The 20,047-nt window shown below is 59.9% G+C and carries 17 protein-coding genes; 8 read left to right on the top strand and 9 right to left on the bottom strand.

What is annotated here, in order from left to right:
- Positions 1-92: 92 nt before the first annotated feature.
- The 7 genes from EOC94_RS09390 to EOC94_RS09355 all read right to left on the bottom strand — a co-directional run bounded on the left by EOC94_RS09390 (position 93) and on the right by EOC94_RS09355 (position 7,182).
- Positions 93-542: a hypothetical protein gene (locus tag EOC94_RS09390; RefSeq protein ID WP_095484310.1), complete on the bottom strand. Its 450-nt coding sequence runs from the start codon at positions 540-542 to the stop codon at positions 93-95.
- Positions 539-1,999: a GMC family oxidoreductase gene (locus EOC94_RS09385; RefSeq protein ID WP_127290423.1), complete on the bottom strand. Its 1,461-nt coding sequence runs from the start codon at positions 1,997-1,999 to the stop codon at positions 539-541. The genes EOC94_RS09390 and EOC94_RS09385 overlap by 4 nt, the downstream gene beginning before the upstream one ends.
- 100 nt (positions 2,000-2,099) lie before the next feature.
- Positions 2,100-3,431 carry a UDP-glucose/GDP-mannose dehydrogenase family protein gene (locus EOC94_RS09380; RefSeq protein ID WP_127290015.1) on the bottom strand — a complete coding sequence of 444 codons (1,332 nt, stop codon included), beginning with the start codon at positions 3,429-3,431 and terminating at the stop codon, positions 2,100-2,102.
- A gap of 61 nt (positions 3,432-3,492) precedes the next feature.
- Positions 3,493-4,362, bottom strand: coding sequence for a glycoside hydrolase family 16 protein (locus EOC94_RS09375; RefSeq protein WP_127290013.1), 870 nt, complete (start codon positions 4,360-4,362; stop codon positions 3,493-3,495).
- A gap of 164 nt (positions 4,363-4,526) precedes the next feature.
- A complete protein-coding gene (locus tag EOC94_RS09370) occupies positions 4,527-4,925 on the bottom strand; it encodes a hypothetical protein (RefSeq protein ID WP_095484313.1) in 399 nt (132 codons plus the stop codon).
- Positions 4,926-5,293: 368 nt separating this feature from the next.
- The gene (locus tag EOC94_RS09365; RefSeq protein WP_127290011.1) at positions 5,294-6,307 is read right to left on the bottom strand and encodes a glycosyltransferase family A protein; all 1,014 of its coding nucleotides are present in this window, start codon (positions 6,305-6,307) and stop codon (positions 5,294-5,296) included.
- 533 nt (positions 6,308-6,840) lie between these two features.
- On the bottom strand, positions 6,841-7,182 hold the full coding sequence (locus EOC94_RS09355; protein ID WP_245465532.1) for an exopolysaccharide production repressor exox: 342 nt from the start codon (positions 7,180-7,182) through the stop codon (positions 6,841-6,843).
- Between the two features lie 534 nt (positions 7,183-7,716).
- Between EOC94_RS09355 and EOC94_RS09350 the strand changes: the two genes are divergently transcribed.
- Together EOC94_RS09350 and EOC94_RS09345 are read left to right on the top strand one after the other, a co-directional pair.
- Positions 7,717-8,391: a sugar transferase gene (locus EOC94_RS09350; protein ID WP_095484316.1), complete on the top strand. Its 675-nt coding sequence runs from the start codon at positions 7,717-7,719 to the stop codon at positions 8,389-8,391.
- A gap of 162 nt (positions 8,392-8,553) precedes the next feature.
- Positions 8,554-9,762: a polysaccharide biosynthesis/export family protein gene (locus EOC94_RS09345; RefSeq protein WP_127290009.1), complete on the top strand. Its 1,209-nt coding sequence runs from the start codon at positions 8,554-8,556 to the stop codon at positions 9,760-9,762.
- A gap of 787 nt (positions 9,763-10,549) precedes the next feature.
- Here EOC94_RS09345 and EOC94_RS09335 read toward each other — a convergent pair.
- Together EOC94_RS09335 and EOC94_RS34055 are read right to left on the bottom strand one after the other, a co-directional pair.
- Positions 10,550-11,812 carry an O-antigen ligase gene (locus EOC94_RS09335; protein ID WP_127290007.1) on the bottom strand — a complete coding sequence of 421 codons (1,263 nt, stop codon included), beginning with the start codon at positions 11,810-11,812 and terminating at the stop codon, positions 10,550-10,552.
- Positions 11,809-12,150 carry a hypothetical protein gene (locus EOC94_RS34055; protein WP_185928199.1) on the bottom strand — a complete coding sequence of 114 codons (342 nt, stop codon included), beginning with the start codon at positions 12,148-12,150 and terminating at the stop codon, positions 11,809-11,811. The genes EOC94_RS09335 and EOC94_RS34055 overlap by 4 nt, the downstream gene beginning before the upstream one ends.
- 122 nt (positions 12,151-12,272) lie before the next feature.
- On the opposite strand from EOC94_RS34055, the gene EOC94_RS09325 reads away from it, so the two are divergent.
- The 6 genes from EOC94_RS09325 (at position 12,273) to EOC94_RS09300 (ending at position 20,039) form a co-directional block, all read left to right on the top strand.
- Positions 12,273-13,202, top strand: a complete 930-nt coding sequence (locus EOC94_RS09325) for a TIR domain-containing protein (RefSeq protein ID WP_127290005.1) — start codon at positions 12,273-12,275, stop codon at positions 13,200-13,202.
- A 147-nt stretch (positions 13,203-13,349) separates the two neighbouring features.
- Positions 13,350-14,102, top strand: a complete 753-nt coding sequence (locus EOC94_RS09320; RefSeq protein WP_127290003.1) for an SDR family NAD(P)-dependent oxidoreductase — start codon at positions 13,350-13,352, stop codon at positions 14,100-14,102.
- Between the two features lie 47 nt (positions 14,103-14,149).
- Positions 14,150-15,496, top strand: coding sequence for a glucoamylase family protein (locus EOC94_RS09315; protein WP_127290001.1), 1,347 nt, complete (start codon positions 14,150-14,152; stop codon positions 15,494-15,496).
- A 124-nt stretch (positions 15,497-15,620) separates the two neighbouring features.
- Positions 15,621-16,271, top strand: coding sequence for a bifunctional DNA primase/polymerase (locus EOC94_RS09310; RefSeq protein ID WP_127289999.1), 651 nt, complete (start codon positions 15,621-15,623; stop codon positions 16,269-16,271).
- A 20-nt stretch (positions 16,272-16,291) separates the two neighbouring features.
- The gene (locus EOC94_RS09305) at positions 16,292-18,424 is read left to right on the top strand and encodes a glycosyltransferase (protein WP_245465531.1); all 2,133 of its coding nucleotides are present in this window, start codon (positions 16,292-16,294) and stop codon (positions 18,422-18,424) included.
- Positions 18,425-18,464: 40 nt separating this feature from the next.
- Positions 18,465-20,039, top strand: coding sequence for a glycosyltransferase (locus EOC94_RS09300; RefSeq protein ID WP_127289995.1), 1,575 nt, complete (start codon positions 18,465-18,467; stop codon positions 20,037-20,039).
- Positions 20,040-20,047 lie beyond the last annotated feature (8 nt).

The following is a 20,047-nucleotide window of genomic DNA, read 5'->3' as shown; positions in this document are numbered from 1 at the left end:
TCGGCTCCTTGTCGCATTCTCAAGTTTACGAGCGATGACGCATTGCTTGTTAACGCATGGCTTGTTCACGCGTGATGGCTTGCGACCCGCTTTCAGGCATCCTGTTGCATCTCTAAATTGGCGAACGGATTGGTGCATGGCTGCCATCCGGTGAATCGGATCGGATCGGTTGGCGAACTGCGCCGGGCATAGTCGGTCAGCATATGGAACTCGGCAATAACCCAGCGGTCGAAATGGCTCAGATCTTCTTTTTTCTGGTCGGGGAGAAACCGGCGTGCGGCGCCCAATTTCAGCTCTTCAAGCAGAGTGACCGCATCGCCCAGCTTTTTGTTTGGAAATATCCAGGGGTTCCGCTTCTGGAATTCCAGGACGAACTGCTGCAGATGTTCGATGCGCATGTTCAGCCTGCCGAAATATCTTTCGAGCGTGACGCGCACCAGGTCCTCGTCCGAAAGCGAGGAAACGGCGGCATAGGCGATGCCGGTCGAAGCAACTCCGCCAGCCATGATGGCCAGTGCCGCGCGCCGCGAAACCTTGATCATCCGGCCATTTCCTTTCCCGCTATCCGGCTCGCCGCCCGCAAGGAGAGGGCTGCCGCGGTCAGGCTCGGGTTGGCACAGGAACAGCTTGGATATGTGCTCGAGCCGACGACGACCAGGTTCCTCAGCTGATGGTGGATCATGTCCCGGTCGACCACCGAATCCGCCGGGCTCAAGCCCATCCTCAACGTGCCCTGGACGTGCGACTCGGTCGGCCGGATGCCGCGATCGAAAATCTCTTCGACCGGCAGCGGGGCCAGAAGCGCCGGCAGTTTCTCCTTTGCCCACGCCATGCCCTTGACGGCATAGTCGGATGCCCCCTTGAAACTGACGAAGGCGTTTTCATCCTCGTCGAGGATGACGAGATTTTCCGGCTCGAGCAGGTTTTCGGTGACAATGATGAGGGGAAGCGTCTGACGGATACGCCCCTTTTCGGGGCGCATCCCGTGCTGCCAGCGGTTTTCGAAATAGACCAGCGCCGCCGCATGCTGCGATCTGTGGGCGCCGTCATAAAGGCCGAAATTCAAGCCGGTGGTGATGGTGCTGCCATCGAAATTGTCGACACCGTCGAGATAGGCTTCGAAATTCCATCCGTAGGATTCGTGCAGGCCACGCCCGACGAATTCGCCCGACAGGCCGGATCGCAACATGATCGCCGGGCTCTGGATGGCATTGGCGCCCAGAATGAAAAGATCGCCGCTGACCGAATATTCCTTGCCGTCCTGCACGAACACGACCGAACGGACCGATCCGCCGACGTGATCGAGCCGGCGCACTTCCGCGCCAAGGCAGACCGAAACGTCGGGATGCTCGAAGACGTGCATCAGGCCATTGTTGGCGGTGAATTTCGCGTCGACCGGGCATAACCCGCATCGCAAATTGGCGCAGCACGAAGACCGCTGCGCGGTCGGCACGCGCGCCCTGGCTGTCGGCACGACAAAGTGCTGGTCCGGCTGCGCCGCTTTCATCATCCGGTCCGGCGTCGACATGTGATGCGGTGGTTGTGGAAACGGCCTGGAACGCGGCATCATCGCCGCCATGTCGGGATCGCCTGAAATCGACATGACGTCCTCTGCATCGCAGTAGAACGGCTCGAGCTCGTCATAGCTGATCGGCCAGTCGTTGCCGACGCCGTAGAGGCTTTTCAGCCTGAAGTCGTTCGGATGAAAGCGCGGCGTCTGCGCGAACCAGCAATTCGTTCCGCCACCCAATCCGATCGTGTAGTTCCACGGCTTATCGGAGTTGGTCTTGTAGGTTGTCTCTTCGTCGATGTCGGTGTTGACGTTCTGGTCGAGCTGCCATTCATGCGTGTTGTGCCGGCCCCATTCCAGAACCAGAACGCGAGCCTTTCGCTGCTTCGCGAACGCATGCAGGAAGAACGCCGAACCGAAACCGGAACCGATGGCGACAAGATCGAAATGTTCGTTGGCGATCTGTTCCGGCCTGACGCCCAGCACCATCAGATAAAACCCTTTGTTGAAACGAGCGCGTTCATCAAAGCCTTCGTAATCGTCCTTGGTGTGCGAGCCAATCTTGCCATAGGCCTTTCCCGAATGGGCCTCACGCCGCCATCCTGCCGATCGAGTGGTATTCGATGCCGTGGCGGGCAATGACCTTCGGGTCGTAGAGGTTTCGGCCGTCGAAGATGATCGGCGTGGTCAACGCATCCTTCACCGCGTCGAAAGAAGGCGCGCGGAAGCTCTTCCACTCGGTGGCGATCAGGAGTGCGTCGGCGCCACGCAGCGCTGCCTCCTTGGTCCCGCACAAGAGGAGATCCTCGCGCAGCCCGTAGATGGCTTGGCATTCCTGCATCGCCTCGGGATCATAGGCCTGCACTTTGGCACCGGCCTTCCACAGCGCTTCCATCAGGACACGCGCCGGCGCCTCGCGCATGTCGTCGGTGTCGGGTTTGAAGGCTAAGCCCCAAAGCGCAAAGGTCTTGCCCTTCAGATTGCCCTCGAAGTACCGGTTCACCTTGTCGAACAGGACCGACTTCTGCTCGTTGTTGCGCTCCTCGACTGCGCGCAGCAGCTTGGCATCGAACTTGACGCCTTCCGCCGCCTTGATCAGGGCGCGCACATCCTTGGGGAAGCACGAGCCGCCATAGCCGAGACCCGGATAGATGAAATGGTAGCCGATGCGCGGATCGCTGCCGATGCCCTTGCGGACCTCCTCGATGTCGGCGCCCAGCTCCTCGGCCAGATTGGCCATTTCGTTCATGAAGCTGATCTTGGTCGCCAGCATGCAATTGGCCGCGTATTTGGTGAATTCGGCGCTGCGCACATCCATCACGATCATCTTCTCATGGTTGCGGTTGAACGGGGCATAAAGTTCACGCATCACCGCCTCGGTGCTTTCGCTGTTGGTGCCGACGATGATGCGATCGGGCTTCGTGCAGTCGGCCACCGCCGAGCCTTCCTTGAGGAATTCCGGATTGGAGGCCACGTCGAAAGCCAGATCCTCGCGACCCCGCGCCTTCAGCGTCGCGGCGATCCTGGCTTTTATCTTTTCGCAGGTGCCGACCGGCACGGTCGATTTGCCGACGACGATCTTGGGCGCGTCCATCTCCCGGCCGATGGCCTCGGCGACGGCCAGCACATATTTGAGGTCGGCCGAACCATCCTCTCCGGGAGGCGTGCCGACGGCGATCATCTGGATCTCGCCATGCTTGACCGCGGCGGCGGCGTCGGTGGTGAACTTGATGCGGCCGGCCGCGTGGTTCTCCTTGACGAGGTTTTCGAGCCCGGGCTCGAAAATCGGGATGAGGCCCTGATTGAGCCGCTCGACTTTTTTCACGTCGATGTCGACGCACACCACCTGGTGTCCGACTTCGGCAAGCACCGCCGCCTGCACGAGACCGACATAGCCAATTCCAAAGACCGTCAAATTCATTTGGTTTCATCCCTGTTCAAAGCTTCGGAGCGCTTTCGGTCCGGCCGGTTCAGATTAGCCTTCACTTTATGCTGCATGCCAGCGATTCCGGAAACTGGCATGGCTGGCCGAGCGCCGTGAAGGCGACGCGGTCCACTTGCATGGTGAGCTTGCGCCCCGGATCCGAAAACGGGCCCAGCCAGCCCTTCATCGTGTCGCTGCCCCAGAGGCTGAAGAATATCTTTTGCGCATGGCTGGGCAGCTTTGCCGGATCGGTGATCGTGTTCACCAGCTGGCCATTGACGTACCAGCGCAGCCGGTCCTTCTCCCAGACGAAGGCGTAGTCGTTGAATGCCTTGTCGGCGCCGCCCGCTACATCCACCAATTTCTCGTTGTTGCCCTTGCCGGCTATGTAGGCGTTGACCTGCACCTTGGAGGTGTCCTTGGTCAGCACCTCGAAGTCGATTTCATCCCATGGCTGCTTGTCGGAGGGGCCGATGTAGGAAAAGAAGGCGGCGTTGATGCCTGAGCCGGCATCGGTTTTCATCCGTGCCTCATAGGTGCCATAGCCGAAGCGCTGCTTGGTCTGGATCTCGCCGCAGGCAAAATCGCGATCCTTCAGCTTCCGCTTTTCGAAACCGAGCGTCAGCATGCCGTCGGAAAGCTCGACCTGGCTTTTGGACCAGGTGCAGTTCTGATGGCTGCCGTTCGTCCAGCCATCGGCAACGTACCAGCGCGCACGGTCGAAGCTGGTGAAATCATCGACGAACGATGGCGCAGTCGGGATATCCTGCGAACGGGAAGGGGTCGGGCCTGCAACCAGGCTGCCGAGCGCGACCAGCAGAAACGCGCCGCCAGAGCATAGCTGCCTCAGGTTCACTTGCCTGATCGAGCGCGTGAACGGGCTGCCGCCGGTTGCTGGGGTGGACGTGCTTTTCGGATCCGCGTTCATACCAAACTCACCTTTGTGCTGTGTGCCCCCAACCCAAAGTCGACGTTCGAACCATGACGAAACGAGCTGATCTTGACCTTCTCCCGGCACCTTCCTTGTGCTGCCTCTTTGTTGACCTGTGGCACTAAACCTCTTGCCTGCGGCGCCACCCAGAACTTTGAAGTTCACCCCGTGCCGGCGGCCGGTTTGGCGAAATCAGCCTTGGTGGTCGAGCCACGCTGACCGCTTTCATCGAAGATTGCATCCAGCGAATGACGGAGATCCTTCATCAATTCGTTTTGCCGCGCGAGCGCCGCGATGCGCTGCTCGCAATTCAGGATCGACTTCGTCAGTTCGCTGACTTCGGCGGATCTGCTGGAGGAGGCCGCTCCATTTTCCATCGCCTCGACCAGAAAGGCCGCGTTGGTGGCCTTTGTCCGGTAGCGATTCTCAAGTCCGTTTTTCTCCGCCTCGACCTCGGCTGCGATCTGGTCAAGCAGCTTTGCCAAGCGGTCAAGGCGCGAGATGTCGGTCTGCCTGTCTCGAGCCGGATCCCTTGATCTGAAGCCGAATATCGAGGCCATGCGCTCAGTCTCCTGTCATAGCCAGCCTATGGCAATCCCGTGCCCATCCAGGCCGAAAAAATCTTGTCGCATCGTCCAGCTCCTCTGACAGGGGACATTTTCGGGCCGATTCAAACGGCCAACCAAAATTGCTGCACCGCAACACACATGCCATCCCCAGAGCGAGTAGGCAACCACCTAATGCATGTTGCGCAAAAGTGCGCAGCGGTTTTGCGACAACGACATGCATAAGAACAAGAACTAAAGCGCGTCGCATGAATCTCATCAAACGCGACGCGCTTTAGTGTGGCGAATCGGAAATTCGCTTCACGTTGGAGCGGGGTAAGGACCTGTTGACATGATCGGCATGGCGCCGCTCGCGGACAAGCTCAAGTCTCGCCGAGCGGGCTGGTTGCGGCCATGAGAAAGCGCAGCGGCGGCACAGGCTGCTTCGAGGCAAAGCCGGCGCGGCGAAACAGCGCATCCAGCTTGTCGGCGGCCACGCCGCGAACGATGGGGATGAGGTTGGATTGGCTGGCCAGGGCGTAGGCCGCGGCCGACGTCAGCCCCCGCTCGTTCTTCACGTCGAGAAAGTTCCGCAACCGGTATTTGTCGCGCACCTGCCGTTCGTGCCTTCTGAGCACCGCCTTAGAGCCTTCCGGCAAACTGTCGATCGCCAGCAGCGCCAGATCCGCGTCGGCCAGACGCTTGAGATCCTGCGTCTTATGTTGGCCGCTCAGCGAATCCGCGCGAACGATGGCGCCATAGCCGCAGGACCTGATGACCTTGAAGCGTGCCCCGCAAGCAACCGCGCGCGCGTAGAGCTCATAGTCTTCGCCCAGCCGCAGGTTTTCGTCATAGCGCAGCCCATGCCGGTCGAGAAAAGCGCGGCTGATCACCGGTTTGAGGAAGCCCAGCTCACCTCTCTGCACACGGCGACTGGAGATATTGCCTTCGATGAAACGCTCGAAATCGAGAAATTCCGGGTCGGCCGAGAATCGCGGAGCGGCGATTTTCGAGACATCGGTCACCGCATCGTCCCTGATCATCATGATGTTATCGGCAGCGAAGTCCCAATCGGCGCTGGCGAACAACTCGCGATATCTGCCCTCGAGAAAAAAATCGTCGGCGTCCAGAATGCTGATGAACGGCGATTTGGAGCTGGCGATCGCGGCGTTGCGGGCGAAGGAAGGACCGCCGTTGACGTCGAGCCGGATTACGGAAAGCCTGCCGCTGCCATCGTCGGCTGCCCGAGCGACTTTCGCGGTATCGTCGGTGGAGGCGTCGTCGACGACGACGACTTCCGCCACCTCCGGCTCGCGCAACGCCGATGCGATGGCAACCGGGATTGTCCGCGCCGCGTTGCGGGCAGCGATGATCACGCAGACCTCGGGTTTTGTCATCAATTCGTCTCTCGACTGCAAAGGTGGCTCCGAATTTCTCGCTGCCCCCCGTTGAATGTCCGATGCAGCTCTCGTCCTCACCGACTGTCCGGCTTTCGAAAGAGCGTCAGCCGGCGCTTATGCTGCAAGTGCGAAGCAAAGCATCGCCAAAATCATTCGCTCCGTCCAGTCTTTCCTTTCGGTGTCGTCATGGCGCAAATCGATGGGCGGTGTAATGCCAGCGGCTCGACGCGCCGCTTCGCAAACCGTCCCTGCCATTCTGGATAGAGCCGTCAGCGCACTCGAATCGCTGATCACCAAGGCGATCGACGGGCTGCGGCGCGATGACGACCCTGACCGTCGCGCCGGCCGTCGATCTTCTCTTTCGCCGACCTGGTGGTCGCGATGGAAAACGGCCGCATCGTCAAGGTCGGGCAAAATCAGAGGCTGAATCAGGGGATCAGAGGCTGAAGGAAAATCCGAAGGCCAGTTGTCCAGGATGCTGTAAGGTGAGCAGTCCGACTGGAGTCCAGCCGACGCGACCTGACGCAGGGTCAGTGAAGGCTTCTCCTGGCACTGAACTTCTCGCCATCGGCCGTCTCGGTCGAACTCAGCTTTCGTTCGGCATCGCGAATCTTATCAGCCGATGTCGGGGTGTTTCTGGCAACCATGACGAAAACCAGCAAAAAGTAGCCCAGCTGAATGACGATGGCGCAAGCCATAGCGCGAAAAAGCGTCGTGCCGAGCGAAGCGCCGCCCAGATGAGACCATGCGACCACGATCGCCAGAGCGAAAATCATGCCGACAATGAATTTTGGTAGCGACATACCCGACAGCCCGTCAACCTGCTCGGGCAAAAATCGATGATTGACCCACCCCGAGCCTCCCTTCGCCATGCGAGCTCGTTGAGGCGGCCCGCTTTTTGGCCGGTTGCTTTCGGCCTTTCCCACGCTGTTCCATACTCTGACAGAAACAATTTGCAACTCTATTAAGGTGTGCAATAGCGGGCAAGGCCAACCACAAATAATTTTGGATGCGTTCGCGGGATCGACTCTGCCATGTTGCGATGCACACATCTGCATCATGGCCAATCACCGGATATGGAACCCCTCCAGTAAGACCCATAATATTAATTAGTATTTTACTCTAAAATCTCTATATGTCTCGGAAGCTAAAGCACGATTATGTTCCATGACGCGGTACAAAGAGCGATTCGCCTAAAATCAGCCTCAAAAAGGCACTAGATTTTTCAAAGTTGCCCATAATCTGTCACGAACGTGCCATAAAGATCAAAATTTGTGCAGGATCGGTTTATTATTTAGTCAATTCATGACGTGATTATTTCAAGCGATCGAGAAATTGTGTGTTGCGATGCAGCATTTTTTTGATATTGTGGGCGAAACCATCCGTTCAACGTATGGAGTTTACGCATGAGGGACGTAGCCAAGTCGGCCGATGCGGATTTTTCGCAGGCCGGCATCGATTTTCCACCAATCGGCGGCCTGCTAAAACGCAGCTTCGATATTGCCGGCTCACTGATTGGCCTGGTGGCTCTCAGTCCGCTGTTTGTTATGGTCGCGCTGCTTGTCAAGTTTTCCGACGGCGGGCCGATTTTCTACGGTCACAGCCGGATCGGTCGGGGAGGACGGATTTTCCCGTGCCTCAAGTTTCGCACCATGGTTCAGGATGGTGAACGGGTGCTGGCGGCATATCTTGCCGCCAATCCGGACGCCAATGCCGAATGGACAGCGACCCGCAAGCTCAAGAACGATCCGCGCGTCACGCGCGTCGGGGCCGTGCTGAGGAAGCTCAGCCTAGATGAACTGCCGCAGATCATCAACATCCTTCAGGGCGACATGAGCCTTGTCGGTCCTCGCCCCGTCGTGCGCGACGAGCTCGAAATCTATGGCAGTTCGGCTGTCTATTACCTGAAATCGCGCCCCGGCCTGACCGGGCTCTGGCAGGTCAGTGGCCGCAACGACGTTTCCTACGACAGCCGCGTCGCGTTCGATCGCCACTATGTTGAGAACTGGTCGCTATTCGAGGACATTCGCATCATCATCAAGACCGTGCCTGCGGTCTGGATGTCGCGGGGCTGCTACTGACCCGGCCGGGAGCCGGTGAGTGACGGTCCAGACGCCAAGCATTCTGCAGCAAGCTTCATCGGGCGGGGCCAAAGCGGATCGGAAAAAGCTCAGTTGAAAACAAACATCTTCGGAATCTCCTGCGCCGGCACTGTCAGCAATCACATGCGACGGATGCGGCTTATGACTGCTTGCCTCACGCTGACGCTCGCCGTTCCCCAACTAGCCACCGCCGACGAGTACCGCCTGGGATCGCAGGACAAGCTGACCATCCGCGTGGCCGAATGGCAGACCGTTGAAGGCACGTTCCGCGACTGGACGGCCGTCAACGGAGAGTACACGGTCGGTCCTGCTGGAACATTGTCCGTGCCATTCGTCGGCGAAATGCCGGCATCCGGCAAGACTACATCCGAGGTCGCGGCAGCGATCGGCCAGGCGCTCCAGCGCAAGCTCGCTCTGGCGGACCGGCCGGAAGCCTCCGTCGAAATGGCGCAGTACAGGCCGTTCTACATTTCCGGGGAGGTCCAGACGCCCGGTCAGTATCCTTACGTGCCGGACCTGACCGTGCTCAGGGCGATGAGCATCGCCGGCGGTGTCAGACGGAGTCCCGAAGGACAGCGGTACGACCGCGACATGATCAACGCCAAGGGCGATTTTGACGTTCTCCAAGACCAACGGGTCCGGCTGATCGTCAGGCGCGCGCGCATCGAAGCGGAGATAGCGGACAAGTCGACGTTCGACGTGCCGAAGGAGGTGGCCGACGATCCGAAACTGGCAAGCATCGTTGCCGACGAGATGGCGATCCTGACGGCCGATCAAAAGAATCTCAAACTGCGCCTTCAGGCGCTCGATGATTTGAAGACGCTGCTGCAGAGCGAGATTGATTCGCTGCAGAAAAAGATCGTCAACCAGCAGCGGCAGGTCGACTTGGCAAAGGAACAGCTGAGCGGCATCGGCTCGCTGGCGCAAAAGGGCCTTGTCGTCAATACGCGGGTTCTGACTTCGCAACAAACGATCGCCGACCTGGAAGGCCAGATCCTGGATTACGAAACGGCCATCCTCACCGCCAAGCAGTCGATCAGCAAGGCCAATCAGGACGCCATCGATCTGGAAAACACCCAGAATGCGGGCCTCGCCACCGATCGGCAACAGGCAGAAGCCGAGCTCAGTCAAACAATGCTCAAGATGAACATGCAAACAGGCCTGATGGCCGAAGCCATGTCGGGGAACCCGGCGTTGCAACGCTATCGCGACGGCGAAGAGCCAACAATGTCGTTTGGCCTGGTTCGGGTGGTCGACGGAAAGAGCAGCGAAATCGCCGCCAGCGAAGACACGCCCGTGCTGCCCGGGGACGTGATCAAGGTGAAGTTGGCGCCGATGGCTAGCCAATAGGCCGTTTCGAGAAATCGAATACCCCGAGGTCAGCTGACGCTCAAAGGGAGCGTCACGCCAAGGCCGTCCGCATAGATGCACGCTCCTCGGCGAGGAGCGGCTATCCGTGGGGGAAGCGTAGTGAATATCTATCGTGCTAGAAGGTATATTAAAGGCACAATCATTACATTCATTTGGGTAATGAGGGGTATCGAAATATCCGATCGAGTCTCGGTGCTTGGAGTCTCGCCTCATATAGCAGGAAAAGGCAATTTTAGATTTGGCTCTCGCGTTTCGTTTCGAGGGCTGGGGTCACGTTCCTGGTTTCATGCACGCCGGAACGCAAGCCTGTCAATTGGCTCTAAATCTTTTATAAACAGCGGAGTCATGATCGACGCATCAGTCGCAGTAAGCATCGGAAAAAGATGCCTTATTGGCGATTCGGTTGTAATCCAAGACTCAAACTATCATGAGGTCGAAGATGGTGCCGGTGTTAAAGCGAAAGCTGTCCTAATTGGTGATAATGTTTGGATAGGCCGAAATTCAATAATCCTGCCTGGGGTGGAAATCGGGGATCATAGCGTAATTGGAGCCGGCTCTGTGGTCACCAAAAGTGCACCGCCACGAAGCTTGGTTGCAGGAAATCCTGCCCGAATAATTCGCGAACTAGTGGCGCCCCAAGATTATATTCGTTTTTGATCTCATTTTGATAGACGAAAAGTAGAGCTGTTTGTTTTCGCGCAATTCCGGACGGAAAACCGCTGCACACTTTTCCTGGAATTGCTCTAGGTGACATTTAGCGCTTTGCTTAGCCCCTTGCGGTTTCTGGTTCCGCGAGGTTGCCCGCGGTCCACCGGGGACGGGCGACTAACACCCTCACCAGCTTGAAGTAGCTGTAATACAGCAGGAAGGAGCCCATAATGTAGGGGTTGAGGGTCTCGACCTCGACGAAGGACCGGATGAACAGAAGCACCATCACGCCGGCAAGAATCACAGACTCGGCTTGCCACGTCCTGAATATCAACGCCGATATGTGGCCCCACAGCGTGCGCACGATGATCAGCGAAATCAGCGTCGCCCCGACATAGCCAAGCTCGACGAGGGCTTCGATATAGGTATTGTGGAAGTGGAAGCCTGATCGGGTTGTGATGTAGAATTCGTTCCAAAGCCGCTCGGCCTCGGCAAAACCCTGCACCCAATAGCCCGCATAGCCGACGCCGAGGATCGGCGCTTGCTGCGCCGCCTCCCAGCCCTGCTCCCAGAGATAAGTCCGTCCGGTGAGCGTGGAATCCTTTCCGAAGACGCCAAGGACGAAATCCAGAAGTCCCGCAAAGGCAACCAGGGTGACCGCGATCAGCCCGCATGTGCCGACCAGGAAAATCACCCGTCGATAGCGGAGCGAAAGCTTCTTGGCCATGGCAAGCAGAGCCACCAGAGCGAGAACTGCCGGTATCGAAGCCATAGAGGTGGCCGAATGCGCAATGACCAGCAGATAGGCCGACAGGGCGACGACGGGCGCCGTCAAGAAAAGGCTTATTCGGCCGCGCCTGAGAAAAGCCAGGAAGACAACGCAGAAGTAGACACCCAGCGATGCGACAAAGCCGATCTGGTTCTTGGAGCTGAATGCGCCGACGAAATTGTACGTCCCGTCGAGAACGTCATAGGAATAACCCCCGACCATGAGCGAATAGAGCAGGACGAGAAAAATCCCGATCAGCGAGCCTATCGTCAACGTTCGGACGCTGACGGTGCGCGCCGCGATGTAGGCGCAGGCGATATGGGAGCAATACTGGACTGCCGTCCTCAACGTGATGCCGGGAGCATCCGACCAGAACACCGACAGGCAGACGTAGATGGCAAACGCCAGCGGGAGCCATGCGCTGGATACATGTCGCAACAGCCGCCGGTAGTCCACCAGGATGAGGGGGAGCCAAACCGCATAATAGGCCAGGATCAGGATCTGGCCGAAGACGGAGGAGTAGGAGAACGCCCAAATGGAGATGGCAACAGCAAATGTACCGTAGACCGTGTTCTTCTCCGGGTCGACCAACAGAGATTTTGGAATCTTCATCTCGGTAGCGGATTCCCGTCCATGCAGTTCAATGCCGATTTGCCGCCGCGCCAAGCGCGGGCGCTTCCGTTGTGCAGTGCAATATAACCCATCCCCCGCAGCCTGTCACCCAAATGAGGCAAAAACAGCCATAAGGATGCCCAAGGCGAGCGGTGAAAGACCGATAGGCCGGGCAAGAACCGAGCGCGCAGCCCGCTGTGGCCGCAAACATTGCCTAACGGCTGAGCATCACCGTCGGCACTGTCAAGAACCATCGCCGCCGCATTTATGAGCGGTTTGGCATCACCACCGCGGAACTGTTTTTCTTCCAGCACCTGACGAAAAATAGCAGCCGGCATTCATTGCATCCGTTGCAATAAATGAGACCCTCCGCGTACCCTATGTCGGGGACAATCAGACCAATGACCGCAGGATAATTGGCAGACGCTGGTCCCCCGATCTGCTGGGTTGGAGCAAACGGATGGACAAACCTCGAATCTTCCTGGGCTCGTCGGGGAAGCAGAAGAAATTGCTGCAGGCGCTGACACGCGGTCTTGAAGACATCGCGCATGTGGAACCCTGGACGACGTCCTTCAATCCTGGGACAACCACCCTGGGGCGCCTCCTCGAGCTTACACGTGAAGTCGACTTCGCCGCTTTCGTGTTCGCTCAAGACGATTGGACCAGTGTGAGCCAGCCGGCATCGTCTGCGACGGCATCCGCTCAAGCTTCTCCACGAGACAATGTGGTTTTCGAGGCCGGCCTTTTCGGCGGAGTCCTTGGAATGCGCCGGACGTTCATCCTCCATGCCAATGGCTCCAAGCTTCCAAGCGATCTCCTCGGTCTCACCTCCGTAAGGTATGGCGAGGCGACGACCGGCGCGGAGATGAGGGCGATCAACCAAAAGCTTCGGAATGCGATCGAGAATGAAAGTCGTGTCGCCCGGATAGAGGGCCTTTGGTGGCAATTTTCCCTGTCGGAACGGACCGTAAAGGAGCCGTCCGCCGTGAGCCTCTTGCGTATCTCGCGAGACCGCGATGGCGCGCTGGAGCTGACCGGTCGCTCATGGCAAGAGAATGGCAGTCTGTCAGCCAGATACTGGAGCGAAGCGGTAAAGGAGAGAAAGGAGCCTCCCGGCATCTTCTACTTTTGGAATGGAGAACGACCCTTGGACGCGAACGCGTCGCAGTTGTACGGGACAGGAGAGATCCGGCTGGAGTCCGCCGATCGCGCGTCCGGGTACTTCACCACACGAGCCGACACACCGCCAAAACTGAACGCGCGCACCTCCGGTGTCTATCTGCGCGCCGATCCCGAGGACTTAAGCATCCTGGACGGGCGTGACAATCAGCGGCGCGTGGAGTTGATCGCAGAGCGGCTGAGCCATTGGAAGTCGATCAAGAACGTCTGAACTGCGCGCGTGGGAGAGTAGCGGCCAGGAGGGGCTTCTCAACCGCCTGCTCCTGGCCCACCACGAACCTGTTCGGAGGCTCCAGACTCCGGCTTGAACTTCTCCGTCGCTGACTTCACATTTGCCGCCGATTGGGAGGATGAGCACATGACGATGAGTTTTGCGGGACGGTTTTCCGGACGATCGGCCGTGATCACCGGTGGCGCCTCAGGCATCGGCCTGGCTGTCGCGCAAAGAATCGTTGGAGAGGGCGGACGCGTTTGTGTCTGGGATCGCGACCCCACCCAGATCGAGCAGGCCAAGGCTGTCATTGCCGATTTGCATGGCGTGACTGTCGACGTCGCCGATCCCGCGGCGGTCGAACAGGCCGCCCGGCGGACGATCGATGCCCTTGGCGCGGTCGATATCCTGGTCACCAGCGCCGCCATCACCGGACCGAACATGACGACCTGGGACTATTCGGTGGAGGACTGGCGCCGGGTCATCGACATCAACATCAACGGCGTCTTCTTCTGCAACAAGGCGCTGGTTCCGCATATGCTCGAGCGCAATTACGGCAGGATCGTCAACATCGCCTCGATCGCCGGCAAGGAGGGAAATCCCAACGCGTCGGCCTACAGCACCTCGAAGGCTGCGGTGATCGGCCTGACCAAGTCGCTCGGCAAGGAACTGGCCAAGACCAAGGTGACGGTGAACTGCGTCACGCCGGCGGCCGTGCGCACCGCGATTTTCCAGCAGATGAGCCAGCAGCACATCGACTTCATGCTGTCGAAGATACCGATGGCGCGGTTTGGCGAGGTCGAGGAGGTGGCGGCACTGATCTCATGGATCGCTTCCGAGGAATGCTCCTTCACGACGGCTGCCGTCTTCGACGTCTCCGGCGGTCGGGCCACCTATTGAAGCACGTCAGGCGCGATCTGCCGCCGGCCGACTGGAGTTCACGTCGTTTGCTTAGGGTCGAACCTCCACTGTCCGATGAAGATCTGCTCGACCGCTTCCAGCACGCGGCCTTCGGTTATTTCCTGGAAACCGTGAACCCGGAGAACGGACTGGTCGCCGACACGTCGCGGCCAAATTGGCCGGCAAGCATCGCGGTCGTCGGCTTCGCCCTGTCCTGCTATCCGGTCGGGGTCGAGCGCGGCTGGATGACACGAGACGCAGCAGCCAAGCTGACGCTTGCCGCACTGCGTTTCTTCTGGAACAGCCGGCAAGGCAATGGCGACGGCGTCACCGGCCACAAGGGTTTTTATTACCATTTCCTCGACATGCGGACCGGCCTGCGCGCCTGGCGATGCGAATTGTCGATGGTGGACACGGCGCTTTTGATGGCCGGCTTGCTCGTGGCCGGCGCCTATTTCACGGGCGACAATGACGAAGAAACCGAAATCCGCGAATTGGGGGAAGCCCTCTACCGGCGCGTCGACTGGCGATGGGCGCAAGGCAGCAATTCGACCTTGCGGCAGGGCTGGAAGCCGAAGAGCGGCTTTCTGCGTTATGGCTGGGAAGGCTATAACGAAGCGACGGTGCTCTACGTTCTGGCAATGGCCGCTCCCGACAAGCCAGCCTCGGACGACAGCTATGCCGGCTGGACGGCGACATATCAGTGGGGAAATATCTACGGCTACGATGTGCTCTATGGCGGCCCGCTGTTCATGCACCAGTTCTCGCATGCATGGATCGACTTCGACGGCATCCGCGACGCGTTCATGCGGGAGAAGAACTCGGACTATTTCGAAAACAGCCGCCGCGCCACCTATCTTCACCGCGATTATGCGCAGCGCAATCCCTTCGGCTATGACGGCTACGGCGAAGGACTTTGGGGCCTTTCGGCGGGTGATGGACCCGGCAACTTTCGTGCGCGGATCGAGCGGCGACCGCGCAAATTTTCCGGCTATGCGGCGCGCGGCGCGCCGTTCGGCCCCGACGACGGAACGATAGCGCCGTGGTCGTATCTGGCATCGCTGCCCTTCGCGCCGGAAATCTGCCTGCCGGCGCTGCGCCATCTCAGAGAACGCCATCCTGAGGTGATCGACGGCTTCAGGATGCCGAGCGGCTTCAACCCGACGCTGGCGAACCGGCGGAAGTTCGGGCCGAGCGGCTGGATATCGGATGCGCATTACGGACTGGACCAGGGTATCGCCGTGCTGATGATCGAAAACCACCGCTCGCGCCTGATCTGGGACCTGATGCGGTCGAGCCCGCATATCCGTCGCGGCCTGAGCAAGGCCGGGTTCAGCGGCGGCTGGCTGTCGCAGCCCGCCGCAGCTGCCCAGGCCGGCCACCATGTCGGGTGATTCAACAGGGATCGCTCGCAACCTGGCAGGCGCCAGGCGACCGCGCCGCATCGAACGCTTGACGAAAGTGCTATTCGGCTAAAGAAGATTGAAATGGAATGGCACGGGGGCGGAACATTTCTGGATGTTGCCTAAAATAGAAACCGACTATGCGGTCCGGCTGCTGGCGCAGGGCTACATATGCCTGCCGCTTCGTGCCGGCGGCAAGCATCTCGACCTCGAGGCCATGGGGTATGATCCGCTGCATTTGCAGACCCGGCGCAAGGATCTGAAGGAACTCGCCTTCTGTTCCATTGCGTTCCAGCTGTCGCAGAAACCACCGACCGGCGGAGACATCGAGCGCTGGTTTCGAGACTTCGCCGGAAATGTCGGCATATTGGGAGGATTTTCCAACCTGCTGATCCTGGATTTCGACAACGCCGCCGCATATCGCGGCTGGTTCGGCATCCATGGTGAAATTGCAAACCGCACACCGGTCGCAAGGTCGCCCAACGGCTTCCACGTCTATCTGAGGACACGTGAACCGACGGTGTCATCCAGCCTGCATTTCGGCATGCGCCGGGTCGGCCATGCCAAGGCGCTTGGCGGTTACGTGGTCGGCAGTCCCTCGGTGCTGAAGGACGGATCCTCCTATAGCTGGTTGGAGAACCAGTCGCCGTTCGATGTCGAACCGCAGTTGGTCGAGAACCTCGCCAGTCTTTCGTTGCGCCCGGTCTCGCTGCTCAAGCATTATTATGATCGTGTGCGAAACCGCGGTTTTTTCGAGCGGCAGTGAGTAAATCAGAGGAAACGCGATTGGACGTCACGGTCGTCATTCCGGCAAGGAATGCTGCCGCGACGATCGATGCGACGCTGCGCGGCCTGATCTCAGACAGAGATCTGATCGGCGAGATCCTTCTGGTCGATGACGGTTCCGACGATCAGACCGCGTCTGCCGCGATCGCAAGCGCGCAACGATACGGATTGCCGCTGGAGGTCGTCAGCGTCGACCTCGGCAGCGCCGGTGCTGCGCGCAACGTCGGAATTGCGCGGGCCAGGGGCAAATCCATATTCTTCCTCGATGCGGATGACGAGTTGATGGAGGGAGGCCTGTCGCTTTTATATGACGCGCTCCTGCGCAATCCCGAAGCTGGCCTGTCGATCGGGGCCAGCATCCGTCGCACGAACGGGCGGCCGGACAAGCTCAAGACCCCGCACGGATACACCAGCGACAGAGCCCAAAACACCAGGCGATATCTTCTCAACGAGCTCTGGCCGATCGCCATGGGAAGCGCGCTGGTCGCGACATCGGCGACGGCCACGATCCGCTTTCCGGAAGCGATCGGCCTCGACGAAGACACATGCTACTGGGTGGCGCTGCTCGCACGCTTCGATGTGGCGATCGTCTCGGCTCCAGTGCTGCTCTACCATCACGACGAAACGAGAATGGCGCAGCGTTTCATTCTTGCGCCGCGCAGGACGTTTCTTGCCATTGCGCTCGAACTGGACCGGCTGGCTGGATCGGGCGTCGAGCGGGAGGCCCTTCAATGGCGAAAGTCCTGGATCGCGCAGCGGATTTCACGGCAGCTCATCAAGCACAAAAGATACGCCGACGCGGCGGGCATGATGCGGGCCGTTCGCGCCCACAAAGCATCCGGCCGGAGCTGGAAGGCATTGCAGTACAGCGCCCGTATCCACTTCGGAGCAATGACTGAAAAACGTAGTCCGGATGCAAGGTTTACCACCCCCGACCACGGCAAAGAGCGGCGCACGCTGGTGCTGTCCTACGATCCGGCCTTCCCTCCTGCCTCGGGCGCGGATCTCAGGAACCATTGCAACGCCGTGGCCGCAGCAGAATTCGGGCCAGTCTGCCTTGTCTCGGTCCGGCCGCAGGCCGATCCGTCGAAACCGGCCGATCGCCGCATTCAAACGGCTGCCTTGACCATCGAGGGGGAAGCCCGCACGGCTTCGATCGGCTGGTGGAGGATCCGTGCCGAGAACCGAATTCCTCGCTCCGCGCTGGCGCGTCTCGAGGCTATCGTTCGCGAATTCTCCCCCGACAGCATCGTGGTCGAGGGCATTGGGCTGTTCAAACTGCTGCGGCCCTTGCGGCCATTGGCCGGGCAGCTCATTCTCGACATGCACAATGTCGAGTCGGACCTGGCGGGACAGTTGCATCGCGCCGACGATGCAAGATCGATGCCTGCCGTCGCCGCCGCCTTTGGCGTCAGGCGCCTCGAAAGAAAGGCGCTCGCCATCGTCGACAGAGCCTGGGTCTGCTCGAGGCAGGACCACGAAAGACTAGCGGCACTTTCCTCGCGCAAGGTGCCGATCGACATCGTGCCGAACGGCATCCCTCGTTTCGAAGACAGCCCCGTCGACCTGCCGGTCGAGGCCGCGACCGACGGGGGCTTTCCGATGATCCTGTTTGTCGGGCATCTCGGATACAAGCCAAACATCGATGCCGCCGAGCGGCTGGCCGCCACCATCCTGCCGCGCATCCGGCAAAGACTGCCGACCGCAAGCCTGGTTCTCGCCGGCCGATATCCCAAGCCGGCCGTGAAAGCTCTGACCGGACTGCAAGGCGTGGACCTCGTCGAAAATCCGGACGATATGGGGCCACTGCTGTCGCGCGCGCATCTCAGCATCATCCCGCTTTCGGCAGGCGGCGGCACGCGCATCAAGGCTCTCGAAGCAATGGCCTGGGGCATTCCGGTGATTGCGACGCCGCTGGCGGTCGAGGGCCTGGACCTGGTCGACAATGAAGAGGTGCTTCTATCGGATTCGGATGAAAGACTTGCCGACATGGCCATCGAGCTTTGTCTGGACCGCAGGCGCATGGCGAGCCAGCGCGCTCGCGCGCATGAAGCGGCATGGTCCAGGTTCGGCCCTGAAGCCATCCGCAATGCCGTCCGCGGCGGCCTTGGGCTGGACGATGCCGGCACATGACACCCACGCTTTTTCCAAATCACCGATCGATGAGCCGCCGATGATCCCGCCCATCCTGCACCAGACGTGGAAGACCGACAGCATCCCTGCCCGCTTCCAGGGATATGTCGAAAGCTGGAAACGGCACCATCCCCGCTGGACGACGATGTTCTGGAGCGACCGGAGGCTGCTCGATTTCATCGCCGAGCACTATCCGGATTTCCTGCCGGCTTTTTGCAGCTATGCACATGGTGTGCTGCGCGCCGATGCGGCACGCTATCTGCTCCTGTACCATTTTGGCGGCGTCTACGCCGACATCGACTGCGAATGCGTCGCCGCTTTCGATCCGATCATGAGCGAGGACCGGATCGTGCTCTGTAAGGAACCGGATACGCACGCGCTCGTCCAGGCAAAGTTTCGCGGCCTGCCCTATTTGCTGTTCAACGGCACGATGGCGAGCCCGCCCCGGCATCCCTTCTGGCTGCAGGTCTTGTCCCTGTTGCCGGGCCTGGTCCATGCCAAGGAAGCGCTCGACGCGACCGGCCCCTGTGTGCTGACCTCCGCGCAGCTCGGCTATGGCGACCAGGCGGCCTTCGCCATACACGGCTCCTCCTTGTTCACGCCGGTGGACTCGGCCGGGCGCACGGATATGCCAGCCGGCAGCAGAGCGCTGACGCTGTCGATCCATCACTGGGCGGGCACATGGTGGACGGCGCGGCCGGCAACGCGGCGGCGCGACAAAGTCCGCAACCACGCCTACCGGCTGTGGCACCATCTGACACGCGGCGCACATCTGGACGAGGCCGCGGCGAAAGCGAGCGTCAGCCAGGCGGCGCTTTCGGCATCGCCGCCGTCAGGCTCGAATCTCGCCATTCTGGTGCCGTTGCGCGATGCCGCCGACCATATCCAGCCGTTCCTCGATGCGCTGCAGGCGCTCGACTACCCCAAGGACAGGATCAAGCTGGTCTTCTGCGAGGGCGACAGTTCGGACGGAAGCTGGGAAAGATTGCAGGTGGCAGTGGCGCCGCTTGCCGGCAGCTATCGTGGCGTCGTCCTGCTGCAAAAGCGTCTGGGCACGCGCCTCGATCGGGCGAAGCGAACGAAACCGCGACAGCAGCGCGAGAGACGGGGCGCCATTGCCAAGGTGCGCAACCACCTGATCGATCATGGGCTGGATGCGGACGACGATTGGGCGCTGTGGATCGACATCGATGTGTGGCGATTTCCTAGCGATGTCGTGAATCGGCTGATCGGAAGCGGGCATCGGATCGCGGTTCCCAACTGCGTGAAGATCGCCGGCGGCGACAGCTTCGACCTCAACAGTTTCGTCACCACCCAGCCGGAAAAGAATTATCGCTACTATCGTGAAATACGTGGCGGCCTATACCAGCCGCCTGCCGATTCCATGGGCCGCCTTCACCTTAGCGATGTTCGGCATCTCGAAAGCATCGGTCTCGATGGGGTCGGCGGAACCATGCTTCTTGTCGACGCCGCCTTGCATCGTGGCGGTCTTCGATTCCCGGAAATTCCCTACCGCGATCTCATCGAAACCGAAGGCTTTGGCGCCCTCGCCAACGATCTGGGCATCAGGCCCGTCGGTCTCCCCAAGCTTGAGATACTCCACGTTCCGTGGTGATTAAGGCC

The sequence above is a fragment of the Mesorhizobium sp. M6A.T.Ce.TU.016.01.1.1 genome (assembly GCF_003997065.1).
Taxonomy (GTDB): Bacteria; Pseudomonadota; Alphaproteobacteria; order Rhizobiales; family Rhizobiaceae; genus Mesorhizobium; species Mesorhizobium mediterraneum.
This window is presented reverse-complemented; position numbering and strand designations above follow the sequence as displayed.